Raw genomic sequence first — 24,840 nt, 5'->3', positions numbered from 1 at the left:
AACACGCCGAAACCCACCCCGCCGCCGCGAACTTCCCCTTCGAACTCGCCCGCATCCGCCTCGCCCACGGCATCCGCCTACGACACACCCAGGGGAGGAAGTCGGCACGGCATTCGCTGACCCTGGCCGCCGAGACTTTCGAGCGGCTCGGCGCACCCACCTGGACCGAGCGGGCCCGGGCCGAGCTCCGAGCCACCGGTGCATCCACCGTCGCCTCCTCGGCGCACCTCGCCGCGCTGACCTGGCAGGAACGCCGGATCGCCGATCTCGCGGCGGGCGGTCTGACCAACAAGGAGATCGGCGAACGGATGCACCTGTCACCGCGTACGGTCAGCTCCCACCTTTACCGGGTGTTCCCCAAGCTGGGCATCACCTCGCGCGCCGCACTGCGCGACGCGCTGGGCAAGCTCCCCGGCGACCAGAACGTGTGACCTGGACTGCGTTCAGCTCTCGGCGAGATGTGCGCGGATGCCGCGTTCGTCCAGCCAGCCGAGCACGTAGTCGGCGACGAAGCGCCATCCGCTGTCGATGACCAGCGAGTGGGCGCGGTCCGCGAACTGCTTCAGGTCGGTGACCGCCGTGGAGTCGCCGTACTGCTTGTACACCGCGCGGGTGACGGAGTCGGGCACCAGCCGGTCCCCCTGTCCGGAGATCAGCAGAAGCGGGCCACGGCCCGCGTTGCCGATGTCCGCCACGGCACGCGGGCTGCGAACCGCACCCGCGCATCCGAGGTCGGTGAGCAGGCGCCGCGGTGCCGGCACCACATAGCGCTCGAAGAGCCGGTCGGACTCCTCGGCTCCGACGGTGTTCGCGAAGACGTGATGGAACTGTTCCGGAGACAGGGACACCAGCCGGTCGGCGGCGTCGGTCTGGGCGGGAGTCCACAGCCGCGCCGGGGAGGCGGGCAGCGGGATGTCGTTGATCGGGGCGGATGCGATGGCGACCGCGGCGCGGCCGACATTGGCTCCAATGAGGTGCTGCGCGATGAGCCCGCCGACCGAGTGGCCGACGATCACCGGCGAGATGTCGAACGAACGTACGATTTCGGCGTAGTGGTCCGTCAGCGCGTCCAGGCCGATGCCGCCGAGCGTCTCGGGGGACTTGCGCACTTCCCCAGCGGCCGCGGCCTCCCCCGGCCACCCGGGCGTGAGGGCGCGGAACCCACGGCTGGCGAAGCGCTCGGCCCACGACTCCCAGGAAAGCGCGTGCAGCCACGCGCCATGGATGAAGACGACGGGAGTACGGTTCACGGCTGGTTCCTCCGAGCATGACGACCACCCGGCACCGGCACACGGGCGACTGTTTCAGGATCGTTCAGGCACGGGTCAGCGGCGACAGTCGAATGACTTAATGTTCACGACCGTCGGCGCACGGGCCCGGACGGAACCCGCGAAAAGCTCCCCCGGAAGGACACCCCAAGAGGACAAGTGTCCACTTGGCGGGCGGCCGCCACGGTCACCACCGTCGAAGCAGGTGATGTAAAACGGTCAAGTTACTTATGTACGACGCCCCCGCGGCGACAACAGTAGGTCGGGCCAGCCTCCAGCCACAGAAAAGGATCCACCCGACATGAGCGGTAAGCAATCACGGGTACAGGCCCGCCGAACGGCATCGCACGGTGGTCCCGAGCTGATCCTGGACATCGAGCGCGTGCTGGACGTCTCCGCCCGGCAGGCGATCAGAGCGGAGTTCCGGTTCGACCCGGAGTCCCCCTTGATCGTGTGCGTGGAGTTCCTCATCGAAGGCGGGCCGCGCGTCCTGTGGCGTATCGGGCGAGACCTCCTCCAGCAGGGGCTGTACTCGATGAGCGGACTCGGGGACGTCCAGATCTGGCCGTCGAACCTGGAGGCGCGGGAGACCGCGTGGCTCCAGCTGGCCTGCGGTGACATGGCGGCCCTGTTCGAGCTCCCCGTGCCACCGCTCGCGGAATGGCTGCAGTGCACCTATGAACTCGTTCCCGCAGGTCACGAGCTGTCCGGGATCGACTGGGACGTCGCCACCGCGGACCTGCTCCAGACCCCCGAAACGGACTCCGACTGATCGCGCGGAACGCTCCGCATCATCCCGCGCGACGAGTGACGACCTCTGAGAAGCGGTCACCCGGCGCCCGCACCACGGTGCCCGCCGAACGATCCGCGAGCGGGACTCGCGGCGCCGTGCGACGCCTCACGGGGGTCGTGCGACACCCCACCGGTGCCGCAGGCGCAGAACCGAGCGCTTCAGAGGGCCACCTCGCCGTCGAACACCCCCTGGATCCCGAGCCCGCGGCTCAGCACACGGGACGTCGGGCCGCGACGAGGACGGGGCCGCCCGGCACCGTGGGGAAGGTCCTCGCCTCCCCCAGCCCGAGCGCTACGAGTTCCTCGCTCATGCGCGCCGTGTCGAAGGCGTTGCCGCCGCCGCGCACCGCGGTCCACTGGCGGACGGAGCGGCGCAGCGCGTCGTCGACGGCGGGGTTGGTCCCCGCCACCAGCCACGCGCCCGGCGCCAGTGCCGCGACGAGTCGGGGCAGGGCAGCCCGCAGCGCCTCCTCCGACAGGAACGGCGCCGGCAGCCAGATGAGCTGGTAGGCCTCGTCTTCGTTCACGTCCGCCGCGTCCCCACGGCGCAGGGACACCCGAGCGGCCACGGCCGGATCCGCCGCGGCCAGCTCCGCCCGCCCCAGGCCCAGGGCCCGCTCCAGTACGTCGATGCCCTCCACCCGCGCCTCGGGGAAGCCCTCGGCCAGCGCCAGGGCCAGGGCCCCGACGCCGGTGCCCACGTCGAGGATCCGGCTGCCCTCGGCCTCCAGCCGCTCGGCACACCCGGGAAGCCGCGGCACGACCTTCCCGGCGAGCGCGCGACCGGTCGCGGTGGAGGCTCGCCCCTGGCTGAGCAACACCTCGTCGCTCTGCGCGCCCCAACCGCCCTCCGCCACCCCCGTCTCGTCAGAAACAGCGGCCGAGACGGCCTGACGCAGCGAACCGAGCTTCGCCTCCACCGCGCTGCGTGCCGTCGCGGAGTCCGCCTGGTCGAGCGAGGGATGGACGACGTATCCGTCGGGGCCCTGACGGACCAGGCCCACGCTCTCCAGGACCGCGGTGCGCCGCGGATCGCGCGCGAGTACGTCCGCGAGGGGCTTCGACAGTGCCTGCCGCTGGGTGCTCACGATCGCGGCCATGGCCCACACGGCCGCCTCCAGGACTGCCACCGGGTTCTCGCCGAGCAGCGGGGAGAGGTCCGGGGAACGGCCCGCGGATTCGGACGGTGTGGACATGGGAGCCTCCGGAGGAGTGCTACGGCGACACATGTGTCGCGCGCTCGTACAGACACATGCTGCCATAGCAGGTGTGAGTTCCGCGTACCCCGGCGACAGAGCGGTGACAGCGGCGGCGGTCACCTGCCGTCCGAGGTGTTCACACTGGGCGCCCGTCGTCGGCCCACGAGACGACAGCCGCCGTGGTGGCCGCGGTGACGGCGGCCAGACGCTCGTAGTCCAGTGTGCCGGGCACGTCCGTCGGCCGGGTGGCGGCCGGACATGAATGCCCGGCCGCCGCCACCATGTAACGCGGGGGTTGGTCAGCTCTGGTCGGCGGGCTTGGCCGCCAGGTGCTCGGTGAAGAAGGGCGTGGCCTCGGCGACGGCGCGGTCGACGTACTCGGGGACGTCGTAGAAGTCCATGTGCGTGCCGCCCTCGACGATCTGGAGTTTCTTGGGGCTGCGGGCGCGGCCGTGCAGTTCGGTGGACATCCACAGCGATCCGGCCTCGCTGCCGGCCATGACGAGGATCGGCTGGGTGAGGAGGTCCTCGACCATGTGGAAGGCGTCGAAGGTGAAGATCCGCGAGACGCTCTTGGTGAAGAGGAACTTGTTCTTGGCGTTGGGGTGCTGGGTGGTGCGGCTCGCCGCCGCTGTCGCCCTGGAAGGAGGCGTCGAAGGCCAGGGTCACGAAGCCCTGCTCGGCGAGCTTGCCCGCGTAGAGGCCGGCGGCCTGCTCCTTCACGCCGCCGCCGGGGGGGGACGACGGCGATCGCCGGGTGGCTGCCGTTCGGGTCGAAGTCCTCGGGGAGGTAGAGGTTGCCCGCCATGGTGATCGGGCCGTTGGGGAAGGTGATGGTTTCCATCGTCTGCTCCTGCTGTCTCGTGTGGTGCGAGGTGGTTTCAGTGGGTGCGCAGGTGCGCGAGGTCGTCCTTGACCTGGGCCGGTTCGGCGTCCAGGGGCAGGTTGGCGGTGTCCTTGACGGCGTCCAGGGCTCCGGACGCGTCCGGCTGGGCTTCGGCGAACAGTGCGGTGAAGTCCTTGGTGGCGCGGCCGGGGCCGGAGAAGACCTCGAAGGTCTTGCCGAGCGCCGTGTCGTCGAGCAGCACCTCCACGAGGAGGGTGCCGAGGGCTTCGCGGCTGATGCCGTCCTCGCCGGTGTCGCCCTGCTCGATACGCAGGTGGGAGCCGCCCTGCCCGGCGTCGAGCCAGCCGGGGCGCACGATCGTGTAGGGGGCGCCGCTGAGCCGTACGAGCCGTTCGGAGCGGCGCTTCCAGTCCAGGGCGTGCCCGCCGTCGTTGAAATAGTGGTCGCGACGGGTGACGAAGATCGTCGTCTGCAGGACGATCCGGGGCCAACGCTTCCCGAGCACGCCGAGGACGTTCGCGACACCGCCGTAGTCGATGCGCTCGAAGGACTCGGGGCGGGAGTCGTCGTCGGAGCCGTGGACGAAGACCACCGCGTCGATGTCGCTGACGGCCTTGGTGAGTGTGTCCGGGGCCGTGAGGTCGCCGACCACGATCTCGGTGCCGGGCGGCAGGGCCTTGCGGGCTCGGGACTCGCTGCGGGCGAGCGCCACGGGCGTCAGCCCGCGGGCGGTCGCCGCCTCGACGACGTGCCGGCCGGTGCAGCCGGTGGCACCGACGACGAGTACAACGCCCTGGACATCGCGGAGATCGTGCGGCAGCTGCTGGAGGAGGGATGGGAGATCGACCCGGAAGACCTGGCGCACATCTCGCCGTACCTGACCGAACACATCAACCGGTTCGGCGAGTACAGCACCCACGAACTCGGCATCCAGCCCGAGGCGTACGACCCGAAACTCGACGTCGACTTCACCCCGCTGCGCGAGCAGGACCTGACCGCCGCCGGTCTCGGCCAGGCTGCCTGAGCCGTGAGGGAACTAGCTGGTGACGCCCTTCACGGGAGCGGGCCGGTATACGCCAGAATCCGGCCGCGAGGGTCAGTCTCCAACACCGTGGCCTGGGCAGGTGATCCGACAGCGCTGCCGTGGGAACGGGGTTTGTGACGGTTCTTGTGGGCCCTCGCCGTATTTCAGAGGGATACCCGCGCTGTTCTGCCAGCGGCAGAACACCGGCCGGACCGGGCTCGACGATCGCTACAGTCCAGTCTCATGACGACGATTACGACGCGTACGGTCGAGTATCCGGCCGACGGTTTGACGATGATCGGGCACCTCGCGCTCCCGGCCGGTGTCGACCGCCGGCCCGCGGTGCTGCTCGGACCAGAGGGCATGGGGCTCAGCGACGTCGAGCGCCGCCGGGCCGATGCTCTCGCCGAGCTGGGATATATAGCGCTGGCCTTCGACCTTCATGGCGGGCGCTATTTGGGCGACCCCGAGGAGATGCTGGCCCGTTGCCTGCCGCTGCTCGCTGATCCCGAGCGGATGCGAGGCATCGGCCATGCGGCGCTCGATGTGTTGCGCACCGAACCGCGGACCGACCCCGACCGGATCGCCGCCGTCGGCTATGGCACGGGGGGTGCCGTCGGGCTGGAACTCGGGCGCGGCGGCGTCAGCCTGCGCGCGATCGGGACAGTCAACGCACTGACCACGGGCCGACCGGGCGAGGCGGCGCGCATTCGCTGCCCGGTGTGGGCCGGGGTCGGGTCGGAAGACCCGATCATGCCGCCCGCGCAACGGAACGCGTTCACCGCTGAGATGCAGGCCGCGGGCGTCGACTGGCGCCTCACGGTCTACGGCGGCGCCTTGCACGCCTTCCACCACCCGCCGGTCGACCACCCCGTGGTCCCCGGCGTCGGCTACCACCCACAGCACGCGCAGCGAGCCTGGCGCGACGTCGTCGACCTGCTCGCCGAGTGCCTGCCCGTGACGGAGGATCTGGGGCATGACCCAGGTAAGCATGCTGGCGCCGGGCACTGACAGTCCACTCCCCTCAAGTCCGCACAGCAGAAACGCATTCGGGCGGATGCTCGATCGCGGAAACGCGTTCGCAACTGCCTCAGTAAATACCGGATTTACTGCGGCAGCGCCCCTACCGTGATCACCGCGACCTGCAGCGAACTATTCCGGCCGCGGGAGTGAGGTGTACGCATTTACTGCGGCAGCGCTGGAAGGGCGGGGCGGGCGTGACGATCGAACCAGTGACCGAACTCGGAAGCGGGGGCGCGCTTCGGTTGCCGCACGCCCGGGTGGTGCCCCTGTCCGCCCCCTCCCGCCGCGTACACCGCGGCGGTCGAGCGGTACCTCACCGGCGCTGGCATCGCGAAGTCCTCCGCGCGGATCTACCGGATCTCGCTGACGACGTGGGGGTGGATGCTCGTCGGCGAACCGGCGCCGACCGGACCCGCCCGCCGGGGCGCGAAGCCGCCCGTCTTCCCCGTCGCGGCGATCGTCGACCCGGCACTGCCGGAGGTGCTGGCCGAACTGGCGGCGGCGCGGGCGGATGCGATGGACGCAGACACCGTCAACCGGGAACTGTCCATCGTGCGCAAGGCGATCGGCTGGTGGCAGCGCCAGGGCTGGATCGAGTGCGATCCGACGATCGGCATCGAGCGGCGGCCGGCGCCGCACGACCGCACCAAGGCCCTGGCACAGAACCAGATCTCCGCCCTGTGGCGCCTCGACGTTGGGCTCCGGGAGAAGACGCAGTGGAAGATGCTCTACGAGTCCGCCGCTCGGGCCGACGAGGTGCTGTGTCTCAACGTGGAAGACCTGTACCCGCAGGACAAGCGGGGGAAGATCACCGCCAAGGGCGGGGCAACCGAGTGGATTCACTGGCAGTCCGGCACCGCCCAGCTCCTGCCCCGGCTTATCGCCCGCCGCACGCGCGGCCCGCTGTTTCTCACCGACCGCAAGGCCCCGGCCGGAACACCGACGCTCGACGTGTGCCCGGAGACCGGCCGGGCCCGGCTCTCCTACCGCGCTGAGGAGATCTTCGAGGAGAACACCCGGCTGCTGGCCAACCCCCTCGCCTCACCCGACGACATTGAGGACCTGGACGGCTGGACCCTGCACCGGCTCCGGCACAGTGCCTTGACGCACGACGCGGAAGACGGCACCTCCACCCCGATGCTGCTGGCCCGCTCCCGCCACGCCTCCGTCCGCTCCCTGGAGCGATACGCACGGCCCGACGTCGACTCGGTCGCCCGGCACGTCGCCGAACGCGACCCCGCTGCACGTCGCCGCACATAAATCCGAGCGGATCAGGGCTTCAAGATCATCCCGCTGCCCTTTGGTGCGTATCTCGGTCACACCCCTACCGTGCCAAGCCCGGCTCCGCCTGGGCCGAGCTGCCCCGGCCGAGGAACGCCGGCGCCGGACCCGTCGGGCACGCCCGCCTGGGGTACGCCCGTGCATCCACCGCCCGGCAGTCCCTCGACTCGCTCGCCGAAGCCGGGGTCACCAGGATCTTCTCCGAGAAGATCTCCACCCGCGCCACCCAGCGCCCCGAACTGGACAAGGCCGTCGCTCTCGCCGGCGAGCTGCGCGCCTCGGGGGGGCGCGTCACGCTCGTCGTCCACGAGCACAAGCGGCTCGGCCGCGGCATCGAGCTGGCGACGCTGGCCGAAGAGCTGAAGGCGAGCGACGTCGGCCTGGAGTTCCTGACCGGTGAACTCCAGGGCTCGCACGACCCCTCGGCCGTCGTGTTTACCGTGCTCGCGGCCCTGTCCGGTATGGAACGCGAGTACATCCGCGACCGCACCCTGGAAGGCCACGAGTCCGCCGCAAGCGCGGCAAGACCATCGGCGGAACAGGCGTCACCGACGACCACATGCTCTCGATGGCCCTCCATCTTCGGGAGCAGGAGATGAGCCTGCGCGACATCGCCGCCCGGCTAGTCGTCACCACGGGCAAGAAGAAGGGCCAGCACCCGTCTCCCGCGACCATCTTGAGGATGCTGCGCGAGCGTGACGAGGCCACCGCCGCTGCGAATCCGTAAACGACCCGAAGGCTACTCGCGGGTTACTTGTCACTTGGTTCGCCGCTCGTTAACGGCACGTCAGCCGTGGGTTCAGCGTGACTGAGGGACTTTCACCGGGAACCCACGGTGTCTTCTGCAGGCGTGCTCGGAAGTGCGGTGGGTTCGTCGTCACTGAGTTCAGGAAACATCCTTCCGCAACGACGCGATGAGGAGGTCAAGGTCCCCGCGTGCCGTGTACGTACGGATCGGGTCGATGTAGTCGCGTGACTCGATGATCTGACCGTCCCGCACACGCATGACGAAGATGCAGGGCACCTTGGCCATGGAGTCGTCCGGCAACGTGAACTCGTAGGCGAACTCGGCGACGATCAATTCAGGATCGGCGGTCTCGTGAACGACGACATCGACGACACTTCTCTTCGGCAAGGACTCCCGCACTTCCGGCGGCACCGTGAAGTGCTCCCGCAGCGCACGCCGACTCGTCAACGGCTCGGACTCCGGCGTCGCCATCGGATGCCGGACATCGGTGACCTCGCCATACAGGTCAGGCAACTCGCTTGAGTTCCCGTCGGCGACCCCATGAACAAGCCGGAGAAACACCTCGCGCGGACTCAGACTCACAAGACCCCCCAAGTAATACGCACAGGTAGCTAACGATCATTATCGCCTGATGCGGGCCGGTACTGCAGACTGTCTCGACCAGCAGCACCCCACCCGTCCGACCCCACCCGTGGCGCTGGACACGGACATACGGATACAGGTCAGTACTCTTCACCTAGAAGTGCTCCTTCAACAGCAACGGCCAGGACCCTCAACAGGTCTCATCGTTGTAGGTCAGGAGCACTTCTCGCGTCTCTGGGCAAGCGGCAGACGGCACCGCTCGTGAAAGCCCGAGGTTTAGTGAGCGGGCAGGTACCTGCGACAGCTGCCACTCATCGACGCTGAGTGATCGCGCGGTCGCCCGATTCGGCAGGGCTCTTCGCACCGATGCAAATCCCGTGGGCAGCCTGACAGTTGACGCCGTAGTCTCCCCGGATGACTACCGTTTCCGTCGATGATCTCGCCCGTGCATGCACATCTGTCGGCGACCTGCTCGCCGAGGTCCGCCCTGAGCAGTGGAAGGACCCGACGCCGTGCACGGAATGGAACGTGCGCGAGGTGGTGGCCCACCTGGTCGGCATGGACCTAATGTTCGCAGCCATGATCGAGGGTGGTCCGATGCCCGAGCGCGGAGCAGACCGCCTCGGTGACGACCCGGTCGGCGCCTACCGGTCCTCCAGTGCTTCGCTGCTGGCAGCTTTCTCCGGCCCTGGGGTGCTCGAGCGGAGTTATCGCGGACCCTTGGGGAGCGCCACGGGCGCCGAGCGTTTGCAGATCCGCCTGTACGATCTGCTCGCTCACGGATGGGACCTCGCCCAGGCCACCGGAATCCCTGCCCAGCTGCCCGAAGACCTTGCCGAGCAGGCTCTGGCGTTCGCTCAGGCCCAACTCTCCACCCAGTCCCGAACGGGACGATTCGCCGAGCCGCGCCCCGTCGAGGAGACCGCTCCGGCCATTGATCGCCTTGCCGCGTTTCTCGGCCGGCCGGTCCCACCGCAGCTGTGAGACCGATCGAGTGCAACGGACCGCCCCGAAGCCACAACCGCTGATGATCTCCGGGCATTGATGAAATGCAGGCCGTGAGCGCCTGATTGGCAGGGGACTCATTCGTTCCCTGCGCCCCGCTCGATCTGGTCGTCGAGCAGGTTCTGGGCGATGGCCGCGTAGCGGCTCGCGGCGGTGTGGGACAGGTTGAAGACCAGGGCGAGATGCAGTGGGTCGGCGCCGGCGGTCAGTGCCTCGTGAAGTACCCGGTCGCCGCGGATGCGTTCGAACTAAACGCCCTGGTGCAGCAGGTGCCGTTTAAGGTATTCGGGGCTGACGGGCCCGGTTCCCAGGGCTGTCTTCGCGTTGATCAGGACGTGCCGGTTGGGGGTCTTTGGCCAGGTGGCCCGGCGCTGGTCGAGCCAGGCCAGCAGGGTCTGGTGAGGCAGTTCGCCGAGCCGTTGGCCATGTCCGGCGATGGTGATCCGGCGGTTGGGCAGGTCGAGGTCGTCCAAGGTGAGGCGGCGGATAGCCGTGGCGCGGGCGGCGTGGACGGCAGCCAGAGCGACGATCAGCCGTTGCGCCGGGGTGACGGCGATCCGTTGGACGGCAAGCACTTCGGCGTCGGTCATCGGCAGCAGGCTGCGTGGGATGTCTTCTGCCTTGAGCCGGGTGGTGGGGTTGGCGAAGATCAGGCCGCGCTTCTTGGCGAAGCGGAACAGTGAGCGCAGTGCCGCGATCGCGTTGCGACGCTGCCATCCACGCAGGGGTGACAGCGCGGCCGTGACGTCGGTGACGGTGATTTCGCGCAGGTGCCCACGGGTCGTCGCCCAGTTCTCCAGCAGGGGGCGGACGCAGCCGAAGTAGACGTAGAGACAGGTGCGGGACCGGGGTTTGGCGCGCCTGTCACCGTCGAGGAGGACCAGCAGCCACGCGCGGACGTCGCCGGCGAATCCGGCCGGCAGTTCGCCGGTGCGGTCGTCGATCCAGGAGCGGATCGACGAGGCACTGTCATCTTCCAGAAGGTCCAGGTCGGCGAGGACTTCGGCGACCCGGAAACTGGAAGCGTGGCGAGGTATCCGCGTGCGGATTTCGGTGAGCTTCACGGGCTTGCCAGGCGGGCGGTCCTCCAGCACCGCCGTCAGGCCGTCCATCGCGCACCGCACGAGCGACGAGGACCATCCGTTGGCCTCGCCGAGCTCTCTGGCGCGGGTGGATGTACCGGGCCGTGGTACCGGTCCAGGTATGTCCGAGTAGCTCCTGGATCGCGAACAAGGTCATGCCGGCGAGATAGAGCTGGGAAGCGCAGAAGTGCCGCAGCACGTGCGGGGTGAGCTTCCCGGCCCAGGTCGGCAGGTGCTGGGCGGCGGCATCGGCCAGCGACCGGCGGAAGACATCTGCGGTCGCCCGCGAGCAGGAACCGTCCCCGCTCTTGCGCTCAGAGGGGAACAGCGGGGCACTGGGCCGGGTGTGGTCGACGTCGAAGTGACCCCACACGTCCTCGATGAACCACCGTAGGTTGCGGTCGGCGCCATTGATCAGCGGCACCAGCCGTGGCTTCGGCCCACGCCTCCGGGAGCCCTTGCCGTGCCGGACGTTGAGCTTGCCGAACCGGCCCAGCTCCCACCGGACGTCGTCCAGGTCGAGCATCCGTGCCTCGTTGATCCGCAGTCCCACGTCCGCCGCCAGCCGGGCCACCGCGTAGTTGCGGGCGGCCGGACCGAACTTGCGGCAGGTCACCAACTCCTCGCGCCATCCGGCGAACAGCTCCTCGATCTCCGCTTCGCTGGGCGGGATCCGCAGCTGCGGTTCCACCGAGGCCCGCGGCCGGTTCATCTCATCCAGCGGGCACTCGATCACACGGCCGGTGAGGTTGTGTAGCTCGACCTTGTGCCGCAGCTCAAGGAACTGGAAGAACACCGCCAGTGCGCCCGCCCGACCGGTCCGCGTCGAGGGCTTGGCGTCGCGGAGCACCTTGCCGAAATAGACGTCGGCGTCGGCCGGCTCCATCTCCCACAGCGGACGGCCGAACCAGTCCCGGATCAGCTCCAGATGGTTGGTGTCGTTGCGGATCGTGCTGTCGACCAGACCTGCAGAAGCCCTGGCGAGAACGAACCCCCGCCAGCACATCGGTCTCGAACTCGGCGAGTTCCTCCTCGCTCACCGGCGTCCGGTACTCACGCAGATCGCGTACTACGGACAGAGCCAACCCACGCCTCCACGACTTCACCCAGACTGAAGGAATCCCGACAGGGATGAGGCTTGCGCACTACGGGCGAGGTTGGGCCAGAACGGGCTTCGGTCACCCGGACGAGGTACCAGGCCCAGGTCCAGGCACTCTCAGTGGTGCCAGGACCTGGGGGACGAACGCGGAACTCGGGGACTATTGCTCACCCATCAAGGGATCAAGGACGCCGGACGAGCCAACAGCCTCTTCCGCGGCGGGGACGACGCGGCGTGCCCGGTACGCCCGGCGTGGATTTCTCGTCCACAGGTGAACCCGCCGCGGGTTCCGACCCGTTGCCCCAGAGAAGAGCTCCTGCGGTCAGGGTTTTCACTGGCTGGCCTGGCCGCAGGAACGGGGCGGCCGTCCTCATACTCTTCCCCGATGTGAGGGCGGCCGCTCCGCCCAAGGCAGCCGACCGGGTACGCGGGCTCAGGGCCTCGCGGGATTCCGGCAGCCGCCGGGCCTCAGGAGGACGCGGCACTGACACGGGCCGCGCAGGCGGGCGACGTGTCGGCCCTGGCCCTGCTTCTGGAACGTCACCGGCCCGGGATGCGCGCGGTGACCGTCAGCCTGCTGGGGCCGGGGGCGGACGTGGACGACGTCATGCAGGAAGCGGCGCTGGTGGCGCTGCGGCGGATCGTGGACGTCCGCGACCCGGAAACCGTGGGCCCGGCCGGCCGGTCCCTGTTCGTCCGGGAGATGGAACTGATCAACCCGCCGGACAAAACCGACCGCTGCCCGCCCGGGGGCGCCTGGATCACGACGCCGGACGGCGGTCGCTCCGAGCGGGTCTCCCTCCACCACGCCCCAGGCCGCGGCCTGAATCCGCACCTCTCCCCCACCGCACCGCCTCCGTGACTCAGATCACATCCTGACGATCGAACTTCTGGCCCCCCGCAGCGTCGTGTCGGTGTCACAGACACCTGCACACCAACGGAGGTCCCGATGAACCGGCCCACCCAGCACACCAACGGCTCGACGCCCGACACCGACCCGCTCTCCCCCGGCACCCACTCCTACCGGCTGGCCGGGCTCGTCCAGCGCTACCACGTCCACGGCAGCGGTCCCGTGTGCGTCGCCCACTCAGGCGGCCCGGGCATCAACTGGGAGTACATGCGCATGCCGGCCCTCGAGGAGCACCTGACCATGGTGTACGTCGAGCCCGTCGGCATCGCCGAGGACAGCCGTCTCCCCTCGCACCCGCACGGGTACACGCGGGAGCGGTACAGCAGCTTCCTGGAGATTCTGATCAACCGGCTGGGCGCACCCAAGGTGCACCTGCTGGGGCACTCGCACGGCGCGTTCGTGGCCGCCTACCACGCCCTGCACCGCCCCGACCGGCTGGCGGGCGTCGTGCTGTACGAGGGCGCACCCGTCACCGGGCCCGAGCACGGCGCGGAGGCGGGCCGCATGGTGGAGGCGTTCGCCGCGAAGCACGCCGGCCATCCGGGGCTGGCCGGTGTGATGGCCGCGTTCGGCGCGATGTCGAGCATCTCCAGCGACGAGCAGACCGTGGCGGTCGCCCGGGGTGTGCTGCCGTCGTACTTCGCCGACTACTGGGGCGACGAGGAGCGGCTGGCGCCTTTCCGGGACGCGATCCGGGCCACGTACATCTCGGGGCTGGACGAGGACCTCACGCCCGACGTCATCGACGACCGCGTCGCACTCAAGGGACTGGAGATACCGGCCCTGGTCGTCGTGGGCCGGCACGACGTGATCTGCGGAGTGCGCTGGGGGCTCGAACTCGACGAACTGATCCCCGACTCACGGCTGCTGGTGCTGGAGAACAGCGGCCACATGGGACACATCGAGGAGCCCGACCTGTTCGCGGACGCCGTCCGCGGCTTCGTCGTCGAGACCGCCGCCTCGCGGGACGGCGCCGCGTAGGACGGCACGACACCTCGTGACGTGCGTCGGCTCTTCCCGGGCAGACACACGTTCCCGGGCGGACGGATGCTTTCCGGGCCGACGCACATGAACTCCGCGAGGACTTCGCTCGTCCTAGTAACGGAGGGCTGTCGGCCCGGCCTGGCCGGGGAGGAAGGTCTGCTCGGGCGCTTTCTCGACGGTCGCGGTGTCAGGGCGCCGACGTCGCTACGGCCACCGAGCCGCTCTGGGACCTGGGCGTCTTCAATCCCCGCTTCCTCGGGGCGATCGTGCGCGGGTCGACCGCCTCACCCGGGGCCCCCTCGCGGTACAGGCCGGCGGGCAGGCTGTCACGGTCATGGGGCAGCAGGAAGAACACCCGGCGCTTGTACAGGCCGCTGTCGGGGTCCGGGGAGGCGTCCTCGTCCAGCAGCGCGTATCCCACCATGCGCCCGTCACGGGCGTACGGCGGCTTGGTGTTGCGCCGCCTGGTCTTGTCCAGTGCTTGACGGACGTAGTCGAGCCGTTCGAGGTTCTCCAGCCACACCACCTCGGCCTCGTGGATGAGGTCGCTCTCGGTCAACAGCGAACTCATGGCTGCAGCCCCTCCTTCGTCGGCGTGCTCCCCTGCCATGGGGCATGGCACGGTATCTGTCCGTGTCGCTCCGGCCCGCTCACCGCCAAGTGACGGACCGCTCTGAGGCCACCGCACGCGGGGCCTGACGACCATCGTAAAGCGCACGCCGACAACGGTGTAGGTCACGTGGTGGAGAGAGCTGACCTACCACAGCCGTCATGGGTGCTCCAGCAGTGCGATGCCCGGATAGTATTTCCGCCCATTCGACTTAAACATGTCGGTCGGCGAGGCCACGCCCACTTCCTGGCGTACGCGGTTGGCGAAGGCCCGGGGCGTCGCGGGCCGGATCCCCTCGCCCGCGTTGCACCAGGAGCTGTACTCCGAGTAGAGCAGCCCCTGCTCCACCCGCAGGTCCTTCCCGCAATCGCCGTCGCGCGTGCAGCATTCGGCCAGGAAGCGGCCGATGTGGTCCTCGGTGGTGGCGTAGGCCGTCGTGGCGATACGGACCCTGTCAGGCCCCTCCAGCGGGTCCCTGGTACGCAGATAGCGCTGCGCCCCCTCGATCAGCCAGTGGAGGATTCCCGGGCCCTCGTCGCGGACGAGCTCGAAGGCGAGGTTGTCGATCCTGCGGTGCGCCGCGACCGTGCGCGTGAAGGGCAGCAGGCGGATGCGCCGCCAGAACGCGAAGCCGCCCGTGGAGACCTCGGGACGGTGGTTGCCCAGCAGCCACAGGTGGTGGGTGGGGGTGAACGAGAAGTAGTCCTGCCGCATACGGCGGGCCTTGATCTTGTCACCACCCGTCAGAAGCCGGACGCGCGCCTCGTCGAACTTGTCGTTCGGCTTCAGTTCGCTGCACACGATCAGGCGGCGCCCGTGCAGTTCGGTCAGCTCGGTGGAGTGCTCCGAGAAGGCGCCACGGTCCATCAGGAAGCCCGGCGGGGCGGCGTCCGCGTAGTCGCCGAGGATCTGAATCATGATGTCGAGCAGCACGGACTTGCCGTTCTTGCCCTCACCGTGCAGAAAGGGCAGGACCTGGGCTCCCACGTCGCCTGTGATCGAGTACCCCAGCAGCAGATGCAGGAAGTCGATCATCTCCCGGCCCTCGTCGTCGTCACCGAAGGTGTCCGCGAGGAACCGGTGCCAGCGAGGGGTCTCCATGGCCTGCGGGGCAACGCTGGTGGCCCGGGAGTGGAAGTCACGGGTGGGGTCGGGCTTGCGCAGATGCCCGTTGTTGAGGTTGACCACCCCGATCGGGGTGCACAGGGCGTAGGGATCCCCGTCGAGCCCGTCCGGGTCCAGGGAGATGTTCGGTGACGCCTTCGCCTGGGTCAGCAGGGCCTTCAGACCGGTGGTGGACAACGTGCGCCGCCTGTGCTGCGCGAGCTCACGGTCGCTGAAGACTCCTCGCGGGTCGGTGGCCGACATGTCCTCGGCCATCTCTCCCGCGGCCCACAACGCGGCCTTCTCCCCTCCCCCGCGCTTCCACCGGTAGCCGTCCCAGGCGAACCAGCCCAGGCCCTCGACATGGCGGAACTGATCGTGATGGAGCTGTACGAACAGGCGAGCGTTTCCCCGGTCGGAGAGCGAAGGAGGCAGCAGTGGCGGCTCGGCACCTCCGCCTGCCACGACACCTCCACCGGGGGCGGCGGCAGGCTGCGCGGGAGCACCCGCAGAGCCCTGGGCGGGCAGCCGGGCGGAACCTGCGACCGGGGCCGCCGACTGCAGGTCGAGCATCTGCTGCGCGGCGGCCTGCGGATCGAAACGCGGTGAGCCTTCGGCGCTGCTGCTCATGGACGTCCTTTGAGGCGGAGAGGGCGGACGGACCCTACGGCAAGGGCGTCGTCGACGATCTTTTCATTCCGGGACTGCTGCCAAGGGCGGGCGTAGTGGGCAATACGGATAAGTCGGTCTCGAATGGCGGCGTGGTCGAGGTGCCCTGCCCCGACCAGGCCGCCGGCGGTGTAGGCCGCTCGGTTGAGCTTCTCCGAGAACCCGGTCCCCTCCGGGGCCTCGGCGCACTGCGCGATCTGCGCGATCAGGAGCTCCATGAGCTGATCGGCGGAGGCTCCACGGCGGGGAGTCCGTCCCCGGGCCGGGGCAGCGGTGACGACGGCAGGAGCCTGGGGCTCGACCACATGTCCCGTACGGCGGAGTTCACGCTGGAGCCATTCGGGTAGGACGGCCGGATGGCGCGCCATCCCCTCCGCACGATAGACGCCCCGTGGCGTACGGGTCCCGGGGGCGACGATGTAGCCGCCATCAGCACGCACATCGACCTGCCAGGCGAGGGCCGTGTGCCGGGCGGATCCGGTCGAACACCTGTAGCGGATGGACGTATGGGGATTGCGGTACCAGACATGCAGTCCGCCTGACGGGGTACGCACCCGCAACGTGTTTGCGTCCTCGGCCGGGGAGGTTTCCCCCCGGTAGGCGGCCAGCAGGGCCAAAGTGTCGAAACCCGAGGCCAGACCGTCGAGCTGCACCTGGTCGGGGATGGGAATTCCAGGAAGCAGGTGTCCCCGATCAGGAACGGATACCTGGTGGGCGTCCACATCGATGACCACGAGCCCCGCGGGGCCGCAGGCGACACCCACCCCTGCGGAGGGGCTGTCGGTCCACCAGCGTTCGATCAGGCCGGAATCGGTCGTCGCAGCGTGGAAGCCGTGACAAGGACGTCCTGCAAGGGGGCAGGGGCACGACGCCGGGTCGTGCCTGCCCGCCGAGCAAGCGGCACAGTTCTTGACAGGAGTCTTCCTCCCAGGGGCCAGTGGATGGACCGGCCAGCCCTGGGTGGCACACCACCGGGCAACCGCCCACGAGGATCCGGGCGTGACTCTGGCTGCGCTGTCTCGGCTCTCACCTTCGCGCGGCACAGGAATCGTCCTCGTCACTTCTGTCTGCTCGATCACTTCACACACCTGACGTGGGGGCTGTCCCCGCCAGGGACCGAAGGGACTCTGATGCGAAAAGAGTGTAAGGCCCACCTTCGGAAAACGGAGTCTGTCTGCCCCGCGTGCCATTTCTATCAGTTCTTTGGGTCCCTTGGGTCCCTTGGGTGTGAGGTTCTCTCCCACCCAAGGGGCTGAAGGGACCGAAGAGCACAGTGCACTTCGCCTGCCATGCGGCGGTCCACTGGAGCGGCGTAGGGACCGAAAGGGGCCAGGGACCAGGCGCAGGGTCTGGGCACTCAAGCAGTCCCTGGCAGGGAGGAAGGGATCTATGCAGGTCAGAGCCTTGAGGCACAAGAAATCAGGGACTGTAGGGACTGAACGTCGCCATTATGAGCTGTAGTAGATATGTTCTGGTATGCGCGCGTGTACGAATAACTCTCTTGTCTACGTCATAATTGCGAGTTTCGGTCCCTACAGTCCCTGCAAGTCCCTGGGAAAAGCCTCTGACCTGCACAAACACCAGGGACCGAAGCTCAGGGACCGAAAAGGACCCAGACCCTTCGGTCCCGCGGCCGGCCCTGTTCAGCCCCTGAAGCCCCGCACGAAGGCAGTGGAGCCTGCAGGGACTGTCTCTCCCGTGCGCGGTCAGGGACCAGGAGCCTGGACCTGTTTCAGTCCCTGGGCTCGTTACGTGGGTGTGAGCGCACGAGTTTCCCTGCCGGGTGACGTGTTCTCCGCAGACCGACCCATTGCCTGCTACCGGACAGGAGCTGCCACTTGTCCTTGAGCAGGTTTTTGCCGGAAGGTTTCTGCAGACTTGGAGGCTCCGCTGGGCAGGGGCACCTCCAACGTCGGCCGACCGTTGGACCATTCATGGCGACGGCTGCTTTGCGGGTATGCGCTCACGGGAGCCGAGGGTGTGAGGGATCATGAAGCATGCCCCCGGGTGAACGGCACCTCACCCAAGATCTCGACGACTTCCTGTGTTCGCACCGGTGACTTCCTGCGCTCGCGCCCCGTTATGCACAACATGCCGCTGACGGTGATCAAGAACTGCGAACATGTGGTGTGGACGCCCATGGAGCCAGGGCGAGGGCCAGGGCCAGGGCCTTCGGCCGCCCGGAGTCAGGAGGCGAGCCGCGCCATCTTTCACCGCGCCCCACACGACCGTGTGACTCTTACCAACCTCTCCCCTGAGCAGGCCGACATCCTCGTAGCCCATCTGGTCGACCTCGGCCACTCCTTCTCAAGCGCCACCGCGGACCAGGGCACCGCCACCGCTCTGCCCCCCGGAGACACCTCGGCTTCCATGAGTGCAGCGTCGCGGATGTGGAGAAGTTGACGGCTCATCTGGCCGAGCACGTTGCGGACAAGGAACGCAGGCCGGACCCAGTGGCGGAGGCGTCCGCGGCGACCAACCACGCCCACCGGCCGGTGATCGAGGCCCTGGCGCTGGTGGCCCGGTACGCGGCGGCGGGCAACACGACGTACTACCCGCTGGGTGAGACGGTGCCGGTGCACAAGGCGATGGGCGGTGACTGGGCGGAGGTCGTACACCGCACCGACAAGCGCGGCCGGCGCCGGGTGGTGCGAATGGTCTACGAGGCGTCGCCTTCCAGGCCCTGCGCGATCAGCTCAAGTGCAAGGAGATCTGGGTGGTCGGCGCCGACAAGTGGCGCCCCCGGATGAGGACCTGCCGCAGGACTTCGAAGCCTGGCGGGCGGAGAACTACCGGGAGCTGCGCAAGCCGCTGGACGCCGCGGTGTTCGTCGACGAACTGCGCGAGCAGATGACGGCCGAGCTGACCCTGCTCAATGAGCAGATGCCCGAGCTGTCCTGGCTGGACATCGCGGAGCGCAAGTCCGGGGCGATCCGGCTGACGGCGGCCGAGGCTCAGCCGGAGCCGCGCAATCTGCGACGGATCAAGGACGAGGTTACGCGCAGGTGGGGCATCGTGCCCCTGATCGACATGCTGAAGGAAGCGGTGCTGCGGACCGGCTGCCTGGATGCGGTCACCTCCCTCTCCGGCGGCAGCCTTTCGGCGGAGGTCCTGACCGAACGCCGGGGAGATCTCTCCCAACCGGCGCGACGAGCAGGAGATGTTCGTGTTGTGCCTGCGGATCCTGCAATCGGCCCTGGTCTATGTGAACACCCTGATTCTCCAAGACGTCCTGGACGAACCGGAGTGGGCGACCTGCCCACCCCCGCCGACCGGCGCGGCCTGACCCCGCTGATCTGGTCCCACGTGCGACCGTACGGCGAGGTCAACCTCGACATGGCCGCTCGCCTCAACGTCACCGCGGTCACGGTGCCCAGTTCCCGTACAGCGGGCGATGAGGAGTCGGCCGAGGAACGTGCGGACGCGTGAGACTGTCCGGTCCCGTCACCGACCGGCGCCGGTGCCCCGGGCTACCAGCCAAGGCTCTCACACACCCTCTGCGTATCCGGCTGCTCGGGATGCTGCGACAGGACGGCCCGGCCACCGCGAGTGAACTCGCGGCCAGGACCAGGGAGTCATCCGCCTCCACCAGCTATCACCTGCGGGTTCTGGCGAAGTACGCGTTCGTCGCCGAGGCCCAGCACCGTGACGGGCGGGAGCGCCGCTGGCAGGCGGTGCACGCCGTGACCTCCTGGAGCAGCAAGGCAATGGAAGCCACACCGGGCAGCCGCGCCTACGTCAGCTTGTCGCGCAAGGCCCAGATCCAGCACTTGGAGGCTTCTCTCGTCCAGCACGAGGCCGACATCGCCGACGGGCGGCTGGGCCAGGAGTGGGTGGAGCCTTCTGGCATCAGCGACCTGATGCCCCGTCTGACACCCGAGTCGCTCACCGAACTCTGGGAGGTGTTCGACCGTAAGCTGGAGGAACTGACCACCCGCGATGCGGAAGACCCTCGCGCTGCGCAGGTCGTGCTCCTCGCTGCCGGGCTTCCCCTGGCTCCGCGCGACCCCGGCGCAGAACCGGACGCCTCTGCCCCTGCCGGGACAAAGGCCAAGGACGCGTCATGACCGGGCCGCTGGACATACGTACCGCACGCCGCCGCTACGTCACCGTCTGCGTTCTGTTCTGGCTGCCGCTGGGACTGACCATCGCTCCCCTGATCCTGCTGTTCACCGAACGTGGCATGGCTATGGCAGCCATCGCGGGTTTCTTCGCCGCACACTCCCTCACCGCCGCCGCACTGGAACTGCCCACCGGAGGACTGTCCGACGTCCTCGGACGCCGCGCGGTCCTGGCGGCCGCCGGCCTGCTGAACCTAATCGCCCTCACCCTTCAGGCCCTGGGCACCACCGGCTGGCTGCTCGCACTCGGCATGGTCCTGATGGGCGCGGGCCGTGCGCTGTCCAGCGGACCGGCCGAAGCCTGGTACGTCGACACCGTCCACGCACACTCCGGCCCCGACGCCGAACTGCGCACCGGACTGGCCCGCGGCTCCTCCGCAATATCCGCCGCACTCGCAACCGGCACCCTGCTCGGCGGCACCCTTCCCTGGCTGCTCGCACTCGGACCCGACCTCGGCGCCCGACTGAGCGAAGCAACCTCCGGACTGGTACTGCCCCTTTCCACCCCTCTGCTCCTGGGCACAGCGGTCGAGATCGCCTTCGTGCTGTACGTCCTGACCGCCCTGCGGGAGGCGCCCCGGTCGAAGGCCACCCTGCGCGACGTGCTCCGAGGCATCCCGGCCACAGTCGCGGGCGGACTGCGCCTGGGCGGCCGCGACGCGCTGGTCCGCCAGATCCTCCTCAGCGCAGCGGCCGCCGGCAGCGCCCTGACCGTGATCGAACTGCTCACGCCAGGCCGTGCCGCGGCCCTCACGGGCGCCCCGGAGTCAGGCGCGGTGCTCTTCGCCGCACTCGCCTGCGCCGGATTCATCTGCTCCGGCATCGGCAGCCACCTCTCACCGCTGACCGCCCGGATCGCGGGTAGCGGCGAGCGCGCAGTCATGGTGAGCCTCGGCGCGAGCGCGAGCGGCCTGCTTCTGCTCGGCGCCACCACAGCGTCCACGGGAGTGGGCTCCATGGTCCTCGCGGCCATTGGCTACGGCCTGGTCTACCTCGGGCTCGGCGCGGCGGGACCAAGCGAGAACGAGATCCTGCACCGCCGTGTCGCAAGTTCGGGTCGGGCCACCGCGCTGCCCGTCCAGTCTCTCGCCCTGCAACTGATGGGAGCTCTAACCGGCTTGATCATCGGTGTCCTTCCGCCAGGCCCGCTGCCCTGGATATTGGGAGGCACCGTGCTGCTTGCAGGAGCCCTCCTGTGGAATCACCGCAGCCGGCCCACACCCCCCGCTCCGGCGGCAACGCCTCAGCCACACACCGCGTCGTTCTCCCCCAGCACCGCCGGCTCCGACCCCCATCAGCAACACGTCGATCAGTAGCACCGGGACCAACAACCCGAAGACCGCACAAGCGCACGGGTGACCGCAAAGGCGTCACGCATGTTCGCAAACACACAGCTCTTTCGCACGGCGCTCATCTATTGACCGATTGATGAGCAAGATCGATTGGCAGGGGTTCGCGGCCGGATCGAGGCCGGATTGCGCCCTCGTCGACCGGATGTGGGACTGAGTTTGATGACCTGCGGCATCGAACTCGTGAAGCACGGAGTGCCAGCGACACGGCACTCGGCCCTTGTCATCGAGCGCTGCGAAGACACCGCTGACATGTGCGAAGAACTGCCCGCTGTCCCACCGTCCGATGGTGGACGTACGGTGGTCGAGCTCTCTTCCTACTCCCCTGCCCAAGGGGAACGAGGGTTGACTGATCGGCGAGGCTATTACGGCGTAATAGGTGAAGGCCTGCCGCTCCGAAGCGACGGCTGCTCCCTGTCCTCCTGCGGTCCCTTTCTCACGCCGACCCCAGACCTATTACGCCGTAATAGGTCTGGGCGGATCCCCCACACTGCAGCTTCGATGCCGGACTCGCCGCCAAGCACTTCCAAGCCCGTACCCGTCACCCAGGTACGCGAGTGGCCTCCATCTGTGCCACCTACTTGGGTCCACTCGACCTGGACGGCCCGCTACTGAACATCGACACCGGCCGTGCCGTCGACTCCGCACGGGACACTCAAGTGGCAAGCTCAAGCGCTCACGCGCCATGTGAAGCGCTCCTTACCTTGGTGGCGGGCGATCGACGAGGGACGCTCGGGTGCCCGAGCTTTGGTGGGGACGGAACCCAGCAGACGCCTACGTCATCGCCGACCAGGCACGGACGCGCCGAGACCTGCAGCCTCTGCAGGGCCGGGACGAGATCGCGGTGGATCTGAAGATCCTCACTGCCCGCCGCTACGTCCTCGCAGCCGACCGTACTCGTGCCATCAATCGATTGCGGGCCCAGCTGCTGGAGTACTTCCCCCCTTGGAGCGGGCGTTCGACTACGCCGCCTCCAAGGCCGCCGTGATCCTGCTGACCGGTTACCGGACGCCGGCTGCCCTGCGCCGGATCGGCCCGAACCGGTGGCGACCTTGTTGAAGAACCGCGAAGTCCGCGGCGCTCAGGTTCTGGCAGACGCGGCAGTTGCCGCTGCGCAGGCCCAGCACACAGCTGTCGCAGGGGAGGCCACGGCCGCGGCCGTGGCCAGCATCCTGACCAAGACCGTGCTGGCGCTGGACGAGGAGATCGCCGGCATCGCTTGAAGATCGCGGACGATTCCGTGAGCATCGCGACGCGGAGGTGATCGTCAGCATGCCGGGCATGGGCCCGTTGCTGGGGGCGGAGTTCATCGCCTGCACCGGCGGGGACATGGACGCGTTCGGGGGTACGGGGCGCCTTGCTGGAGTCGCCGGTCTCGCACCGGGCCGGAACAGCGGGAACATGCGCCGACCAGACCGCTACCATCGACGACTCCTGCGCGTGTTCTACCCATCCGCCCAGATCGCCGCCCGCTTCTGCCCCGGCGGACTGGCCCCAATCAGGCCGCACTGCCTACCTCCGCTTCATCGCCGCAGATCGTCGTCTCGCTGCCTCTCGACATGGGCGAAGAGTGAATAGCCGAGTCCAGGGAGCGTCTCGCGGCGGCCCGAGCCGTTCTTGGTGTTGGTGCAGAGGATCACCATGAGGCACGTCCCTGACCGCGAGTTCGGCCTACCGCACCCACTTCGGCTGTTTGACAAGGATGATGGGGAATCAGTCACCTCACTCCCCCGTGCCCCGCGAAGCCGATTCACAGTCTGTGAAACACGGTTCGTTGGGGGCAGGATGTCGATATGACGAAGCGTGCGCGGAGTGCGAGCCGCCCCACGAAACCGCTGCTCAAAGCGCCGATGCGGATCGGCTCCCTCGATGCTCCAGCCGTCGTTGGTGAACTGCGCCAGATGCACGAGGACGCTGAAGACCCAGACGTGGAACGGATGCCTGCCGATGACGAACTGTTCGGTGCGCTGCTGTACGCGGAGAAGCACGTTCAGGCGCTGCGGAGGCAACCGCCTGAAGTCCAGCGTGCTGCGGCACTGAAGCGCGTGCAGCTGTGGGAGTACCTGCGTGAGCAGACTGAGGTCCACCAGGTGCGTGCGGTGAACGACGCCCGCCAAGCGGGTGCGCAGTGGATCGAGTTGGCTCCGGTGATGGCGGTGGGCGCACCGAGCGGTGCCTACAACAAGGCGAAGCGACTGAAGGCCGTTGAGCTCATCGACGAGACTCCCCAGTCGCCCCCCGTCCGCCGGACGCCTGAGGCTGTTCTCAAAGCTGAGCGGCGGCTTGTCCTGGAGCAGGCCGCCGAACGCCGTGCACGGGAAGCGGCAATGCGACGGCACGAGCTCCTGGTACCGGTTGCCACTCGGCTGCTGGAGCAGCGCGAGTTCATGCAGCGGGACGACGATGTCGACTACTGGCTGGAGGAGATCGAGGCGGTACTCCCCTACTGTCAGACGCCGCTGCAAATGGTCAGCCTCAGTCGCTATCTCGATGCCGCCCTACGGGCTCTCTCCAAAGTGGAGAAGCGGACCGCCCGCCCCGTCGGACTTACCGATGAGGCTCGGCTGGCTCTGGCCGCTGCGGTGGAACTCCAACACGGGGAGGGCGGCGCGCGCCATGAACCCGGTTCCACGGACTCTGTGGTGTCGAGCGTGTCGGGCGCGTGCACGTGACTGCGCCAGCCCGCGGGATGGTTGGTTTCGGCTGCCCCTCCTCTCTCTGCGCTCTGCCTATTACGCCGTAATAGGCAGAGCGCAGGAACCAAGTCTGCGGAGCGATGGAGCGCGAGGCTTGATTCCGTGTCCGAGATGGTCTGTCGCACGGCAGGGCTATACGGCAGAACGGCGGACCTATTACGCCGTAATAGGTCTGAGGGCTCGACATGGTCCAGCCTGGACACCCACGGGCAGTACGAGCGTGCTGCTGTGGGGCGGATGGCGGATGCGATCGGCGTGGTGAGTGGGGGAGCGGTAGCGGGAAACCAACCGGCGCCGACGGGGGGATGGCTTCATGCAGAGTGGGACCAACCTGGCCGACTGAACCCAGCCGACCTATTACGCCGTAATAGGTCTGAGGGCTCGACATGGTCCAGCCTGGACACCCACGGGCAGTACGAGCGTGCTGCTGTGGGGCGGATGGCGGAT

25 protein-coding genes and 2 pseudogenes are annotated in these 24,840 nt (G+C 68.5%); 17 read left to right on the top strand and 10 right to left on the bottom strand.

Annotation, left to right across the window (positions count from 1 at the left end; genetic code table 11):
* On the top strand, window positions 1-431 hold a 431-nt coding region (locus AB0915_RS27440; RefSeq protein WP_366693610.1), incomplete at its 5' end, for a LuxR C-terminal-related transcriptional regulator.
* A 12-nt stretch (window positions 432-443) separates the two neighbouring features.
* Here the strand turns inward: AB0915_RS27440 and AB0915_RS27435 are convergent.
* Window positions 444-1,250, bottom strand: a complete 807-nt coding sequence (locus AB0915_RS27435) for an alpha/beta fold hydrolase (protein ID WP_366693609.1) — start codon at window positions 1,248-1,250, stop codon at window positions 444-446.
* Window positions 1,251-1,569: 319 nt separating this feature from the next.
* On the opposite strand from AB0915_RS27435, the gene AB0915_RS27430 reads away from it, so the two are divergent.
* Window positions 1,570-2,040 carry an SsgA family sporulation/cell division regulator gene (locus AB0915_RS27430; protein WP_366693608.1) on the top strand — a complete coding sequence of 157 codons (471 nt, stop codon included), beginning with the start codon at window positions 1,570-1,572 and terminating at the stop codon, window positions 2,038-2,040.
* A gap of 229 nt (window positions 2,041-2,269) precedes the next feature.
* Here the strand turns inward: AB0915_RS27430 and AB0915_RS27425 are convergent, their stop codons facing one another.
* The 3 genes from AB0915_RS27425 to AB0915_RS27415 form a co-directional block, all read right to left on the bottom strand.
* Window positions 2,270-3,256 (bottom strand): class I SAM-dependent methyltransferase, encoded by a 987-nt coding sequence (locus AB0915_RS27425; RefSeq protein ID WP_366693607.1) that lies wholly within the window; start codon window positions 3,254-3,256, stop codon window positions 2,270-2,272.
* 302 nt (window positions 3,257-3,558) lie between these two features.
* Window positions 3,559-3,795, bottom strand: a complete 237-nt coding sequence (locus AB0915_RS27420; RefSeq protein ID WP_366693606.1) for an alpha/beta hydrolase — start codon at window positions 3,793-3,795, stop codon at window positions 3,559-3,561.
* Between the two features lie 345 nt (window positions 3,796-4,140).
* A complete protein-coding gene (locus AB0915_RS27415) occupies window positions 4,141-4,971 on the bottom strand; it encodes an SDR family oxidoreductase (RefSeq protein ID WP_366693605.1) in 831 nt (276 codons plus the stop codon).
* Here AB0915_RS27415 and AB0915_RS27410 point away from each other — a divergent pair.
* The 5 genes from AB0915_RS27410 (at window position 4,855) to AB0915_RS27390 (ending at window position 8,161) form a co-directional block, all read left to right on the top strand.
* Entirely contained in the window at window positions 4,855-5,130 is a 276-nt protein-coding gene (locus AB0915_RS27410) for a Tn3 family transposase (RefSeq protein WP_366693604.1), read from the top strand. The genes AB0915_RS27415 and AB0915_RS27410 overlap by 117 nt on opposite strands.
* Window positions 5,131-5,373: 243 nt before the next feature.
* A complete protein-coding gene (locus tag AB0915_RS27405; RefSeq protein WP_366693603.1) occupies window positions 5,374-6,141 on the top strand; it encodes a dienelactone hydrolase family protein in 768 nt (255 codons plus the stop codon).
* Window positions 6,142-6,534: 393 nt separating this feature from the next.
* A complete protein-coding gene (locus AB0915_RS27400; protein ID WP_366693602.1) occupies window positions 6,535-7,413 on the top strand; it encodes a site-specific integrase in 879 nt (292 codons plus the stop codon).
* Entirely contained in the window at window positions 7,338-8,033 is a 696-nt protein-coding gene (locus tag AB0915_RS27395; protein ID WP_366693615.1) for a recombinase family protein, read from the top strand. The genes AB0915_RS27400 and AB0915_RS27395 overlap by 76 nt, the downstream gene beginning before the upstream one ends.
* Window positions 8,003-8,161: a hypothetical protein gene (locus tag AB0915_RS27390; protein ID WP_366693601.1), complete on the top strand. Its 159-nt coding sequence runs from the start codon at window positions 8,003-8,005 to the stop codon at window positions 8,159-8,161. Before AB0915_RS27395 ends, AB0915_RS27390 begins: the two co-directional genes overlap by 31 nt.
* A gap of 159 nt (window positions 8,162-8,320) precedes the next feature.
* Here AB0915_RS27390 and AB0915_RS27385 read toward each other — a convergent pair whose 3' ends face one another.
* Window positions 8,321-8,743, bottom strand: a complete 423-nt coding sequence (locus tag AB0915_RS27385; RefSeq protein WP_366693614.1) for a nuclear transport factor 2 family protein — start codon at window positions 8,741-8,743, stop codon at window positions 8,321-8,323.
* Window positions 8,744-9,178: 435 nt separating this feature from the next.
* Here AB0915_RS27385 and AB0915_RS27380 point away from each other — a divergent pair, with 435 nt between their 5' ends.
* Complete coding sequence (locus AB0915_RS27380) at window positions 9,179-9,748, top strand: TIGR03086 family metal-binding protein (protein ID WP_366693600.1); 570 nt, start codon at window positions 9,179-9,181, stop codon at window positions 9,746-9,748.
* Window positions 9,749-10,017: 269 nt separating this feature from the next.
* Here the strand turns inward: AB0915_RS27380 and AB0915_RS27375 are convergent, their stop codons facing one another.
* Both AB0915_RS27375 and AB0915_RS27370 read right to left on the bottom strand, forming a co-directional pair.
* Window positions 10,018-10,833 (bottom strand): hypothetical protein, encoded by an 816-nt coding sequence (locus AB0915_RS27375; RefSeq protein WP_366693599.1) that lies wholly within the window; start codon window positions 10,831-10,833, stop codon window positions 10,018-10,020.
* The gene (locus tag AB0915_RS27370) at window positions 10,739-11,857 is read right to left on the bottom strand and encodes a site-specific integrase (RefSeq protein ID WP_366693598.1); all 1,119 of its coding nucleotides are present in this window, start codon (window positions 11,855-11,857) and stop codon (window positions 10,739-10,741) included. Before AB0915_RS27370 ends, AB0915_RS27375 begins: the two co-directional genes overlap by 95 nt.
* A gap of 541 nt (window positions 11,858-12,398) precedes the next feature.
* Between AB0915_RS27370 and AB0915_RS27365 the strand changes: the two are divergent.
* Window positions 12,399-12,626 (top strand): annotated as a pseudogene (locus tag AB0915_RS27365) (sigma-70 family RNA polymerase sigma factor); the annotation flags it as partial.
* A gap of 273 nt (window positions 12,627-12,899) precedes the next feature.
* Window positions 12,900-13,841 carry an alpha/beta hydrolase gene (locus AB0915_RS27360; RefSeq protein WP_366693597.1) on the top strand — a complete coding sequence of 314 codons (942 nt, stop codon included), beginning with the start codon at window positions 12,900-12,902 and terminating at the stop codon, window positions 13,839-13,841.
* 190 nt (window positions 13,842-14,031) lie between these two features.
* Here AB0915_RS27360 and AB0915_RS27355 read toward each other — a convergent pair whose 3' ends face one another.
* The 3 genes from AB0915_RS27355 to AB0915_RS27345 all read right to left on the bottom strand — a co-directional run bounded on the left by AB0915_RS27355 (window position 14,032) and on the right by AB0915_RS27345 (window position 17,417).
* Window positions 14,032-14,415 (bottom strand): DUF6009 family protein, encoded by a 384-nt coding sequence (locus AB0915_RS27355; RefSeq protein ID WP_366693596.1) that lies wholly within the window; start codon window positions 14,413-14,415, stop codon window positions 14,032-14,034.
* Window positions 14,416-14,613: 198 nt separating this feature from the next.
* Window positions 14,614-16,188, bottom strand: a complete 1,575-nt coding sequence (locus AB0915_RS27350) for a phage/plasmid primase, P4 family (RefSeq protein ID WP_366693595.1) — start codon at window positions 16,186-16,188, stop codon at window positions 14,614-14,616.
* Complete coding sequence (locus AB0915_RS27345) at window positions 16,185-17,417, bottom strand: bifunctional DNA primase/polymerase (RefSeq protein WP_366693613.1); 1,233 nt, start codon at window positions 17,415-17,417, stop codon at window positions 16,185-16,187. Before AB0915_RS27345 ends, AB0915_RS27350 begins: the two co-directional genes overlap by 4 nt.
* Before the next feature lie 1,200 nt (window positions 17,418-18,617).
* Between AB0915_RS27345 and AB0915_RS27340 the strand changes: the two genes are divergently transcribed.
* From AB0915_RS27340 to AB0915_RS27310, 7 genes and pseudogenes are all read left to right on the top strand, one after another.
* On the top strand, window positions 18,618-18,977 hold the full coding sequence (locus AB0915_RS27340) for a hypothetical protein (RefSeq protein WP_366693594.1): 360 nt from the start codon (window positions 18,618-18,620) through the stop codon (window positions 18,975-18,977).
* A gap of 410 nt (window positions 18,978-19,387) precedes the next feature.
* A complete protein-coding gene (locus AB0915_RS27335) occupies window positions 19,388-19,513 on the top strand; it encodes a hypothetical protein (RefSeq protein ID WP_366693593.1) in 126 nt (41 codons plus the stop codon).
* Window positions 19,474-19,656, top strand: coding sequence for a hypothetical protein (locus AB0915_RS27330; protein WP_366693592.1), 183 nt, complete (start codon window positions 19,474-19,476; stop codon window positions 19,654-19,656). Before AB0915_RS27335 ends, AB0915_RS27330 begins: the two co-directional genes overlap by 40 nt.
* Before the next feature lie 2 nt (window positions 19,657-19,658).
* On the top strand, window positions 19,659-20,294 hold the full coding sequence (locus AB0915_RS27325; RefSeq protein ID WP_366693612.1) for a helix-turn-helix domain-containing protein: 636 nt from the start codon (window positions 19,659-19,661) through the stop codon (window positions 20,292-20,294).
* Window positions 20,291-21,664 carry an MFS transporter gene (locus AB0915_RS27320; protein ID WP_366693591.1) on the top strand — a complete coding sequence of 458 codons (1,374 nt, stop codon included), beginning with the start codon at window positions 20,291-20,293 and terminating at the stop codon, window positions 21,662-21,664. Before AB0915_RS27325 ends, AB0915_RS27320 begins: the two co-directional genes overlap by 4 nt.
* Window positions 21,665-22,466: 802 nt before the next feature.
* Window positions 22,467-23,170 (top strand): annotated as a pseudogene (locus AB0915_RS27315) (transposase); the annotation flags it as partial.
* A gap of 377 nt (window positions 23,171-23,547) precedes the next feature.
* On the top strand, window positions 23,548-24,369 hold the full coding sequence (locus AB0915_RS27310; RefSeq protein ID WP_366693590.1) for a hypothetical protein: 822 nt from the start codon (window positions 23,548-23,550) through the stop codon (window positions 24,367-24,369).
* The last annotated feature ends 471 nt before the right edge of the window (window positions 24,370-24,840 follow it).

The sequence above is a fragment of the Streptomyces sp. NPDC048411 genome (assembly GCF_040704695.1).
In the GTDB taxonomy this organism is placed as follows: domain Bacteria; phylum Actinomycetota; class Actinomycetes; order Streptomycetales; family Streptomycetaceae; genus Streptomyces.
This window is presented reverse-complemented; position numbering and strand designations above follow the sequence as displayed.

Coding starts and splice junctions, on each gene's coding strand:
- AB0915_RS27430 (WP_366693608.1), top strand. CDS start 1,570: ATGAGCGGTAAGCAATCACGGGTACAGGCCCGCCGAACGGCATCGCAC.
- AB0915_RS27425 (WP_366693607.1), bottom strand. CDS start 3,256: ATGTCCACACCGTCCGAATCCGCGGGCCGTTCCCCGGACCTCTCCCCG.
- AB0915_RS27420 (WP_366693606.1), bottom strand. CDS start 3,795: ATGGTCGAGGACCTCCTCACCCAGCCGATCCTCGTCATGGCCGGCAGC.
- AB0915_RS27405 (WP_366693603.1), top strand. CDS start 5,374: ATGACGACGATTACGACGCGTACGGTCGAGTATCCGGCCGACGGTTTG.
- AB0915_RS27400 (WP_366693602.1), top strand. CDS start 6,535: ATGCTCGTCGGCGAACCGGCGCCGACCGGACCCGCCCGCCGGGGCGCG.
- AB0915_RS27390 (WP_366693601.1), top strand. CDS start 8,003: ATGGCCCTCCATCTTCGGGAGCAGGAGATGAGCCTGCGCGACATCGCC.
- AB0915_RS27380 (WP_366693600.1), top strand. CDS start 9,179: ATGACTACCGTTTCCGTCGATGATCTCGCCCGTGCATGCACATCTGTC.
- AB0915_RS27370 (WP_366693598.1), bottom strand. CDS start 11,857: ATGTGCTGGCGGGGGTTCGTTCTCGCCAGGGCTTCTGCAGGTCTGGTC.
- AB0915_RS27360 (WP_366693597.1), top strand. CDS start 12,900: ATGAACCGGCCCACCCAGCACACCAACGGCTCGACGCCCGACACCGAC.
- AB0915_RS27355 (WP_366693596.1), bottom strand. CDS start 14,415: ATGAGTTCGCTGTTGACCGAGAGCGACCTCATCCACGAGGCCGAGGTG.
- AB0915_RS27350 (WP_366693595.1), bottom strand. CDS start 16,188: ATGAGCAGCAGCGCCGAAGGCTCACCGCGTTTCGATCCGCAGGCCGCC.
- AB0915_RS27345 (WP_366693613.1), bottom strand. CDS start 17,417: ATGGCACGCGGGGCAGACAGACTCCGTTTTCCGAAGGTGGGCCTTACA.
- AB0915_RS27335 (WP_366693593.1), top strand. CDS start 19,388: ATGTTCGTGTTGTGCCTGCGGATCCTGCAATCGGCCCTGGTCTATGTG.
- AB0915_RS27320 (WP_366693591.1), top strand. CDS start 20,291: ATGACCGGGCCGCTGGACATACGTACCGCACGCCGCCGCTACGTCACC.
- AB0915_RS27310 (WP_366693590.1), top strand. CDS start 23,548: ATGCGGATCGGCTCCCTCGATGCTCCAGCCGTCGTTGGTGAACTGCGC.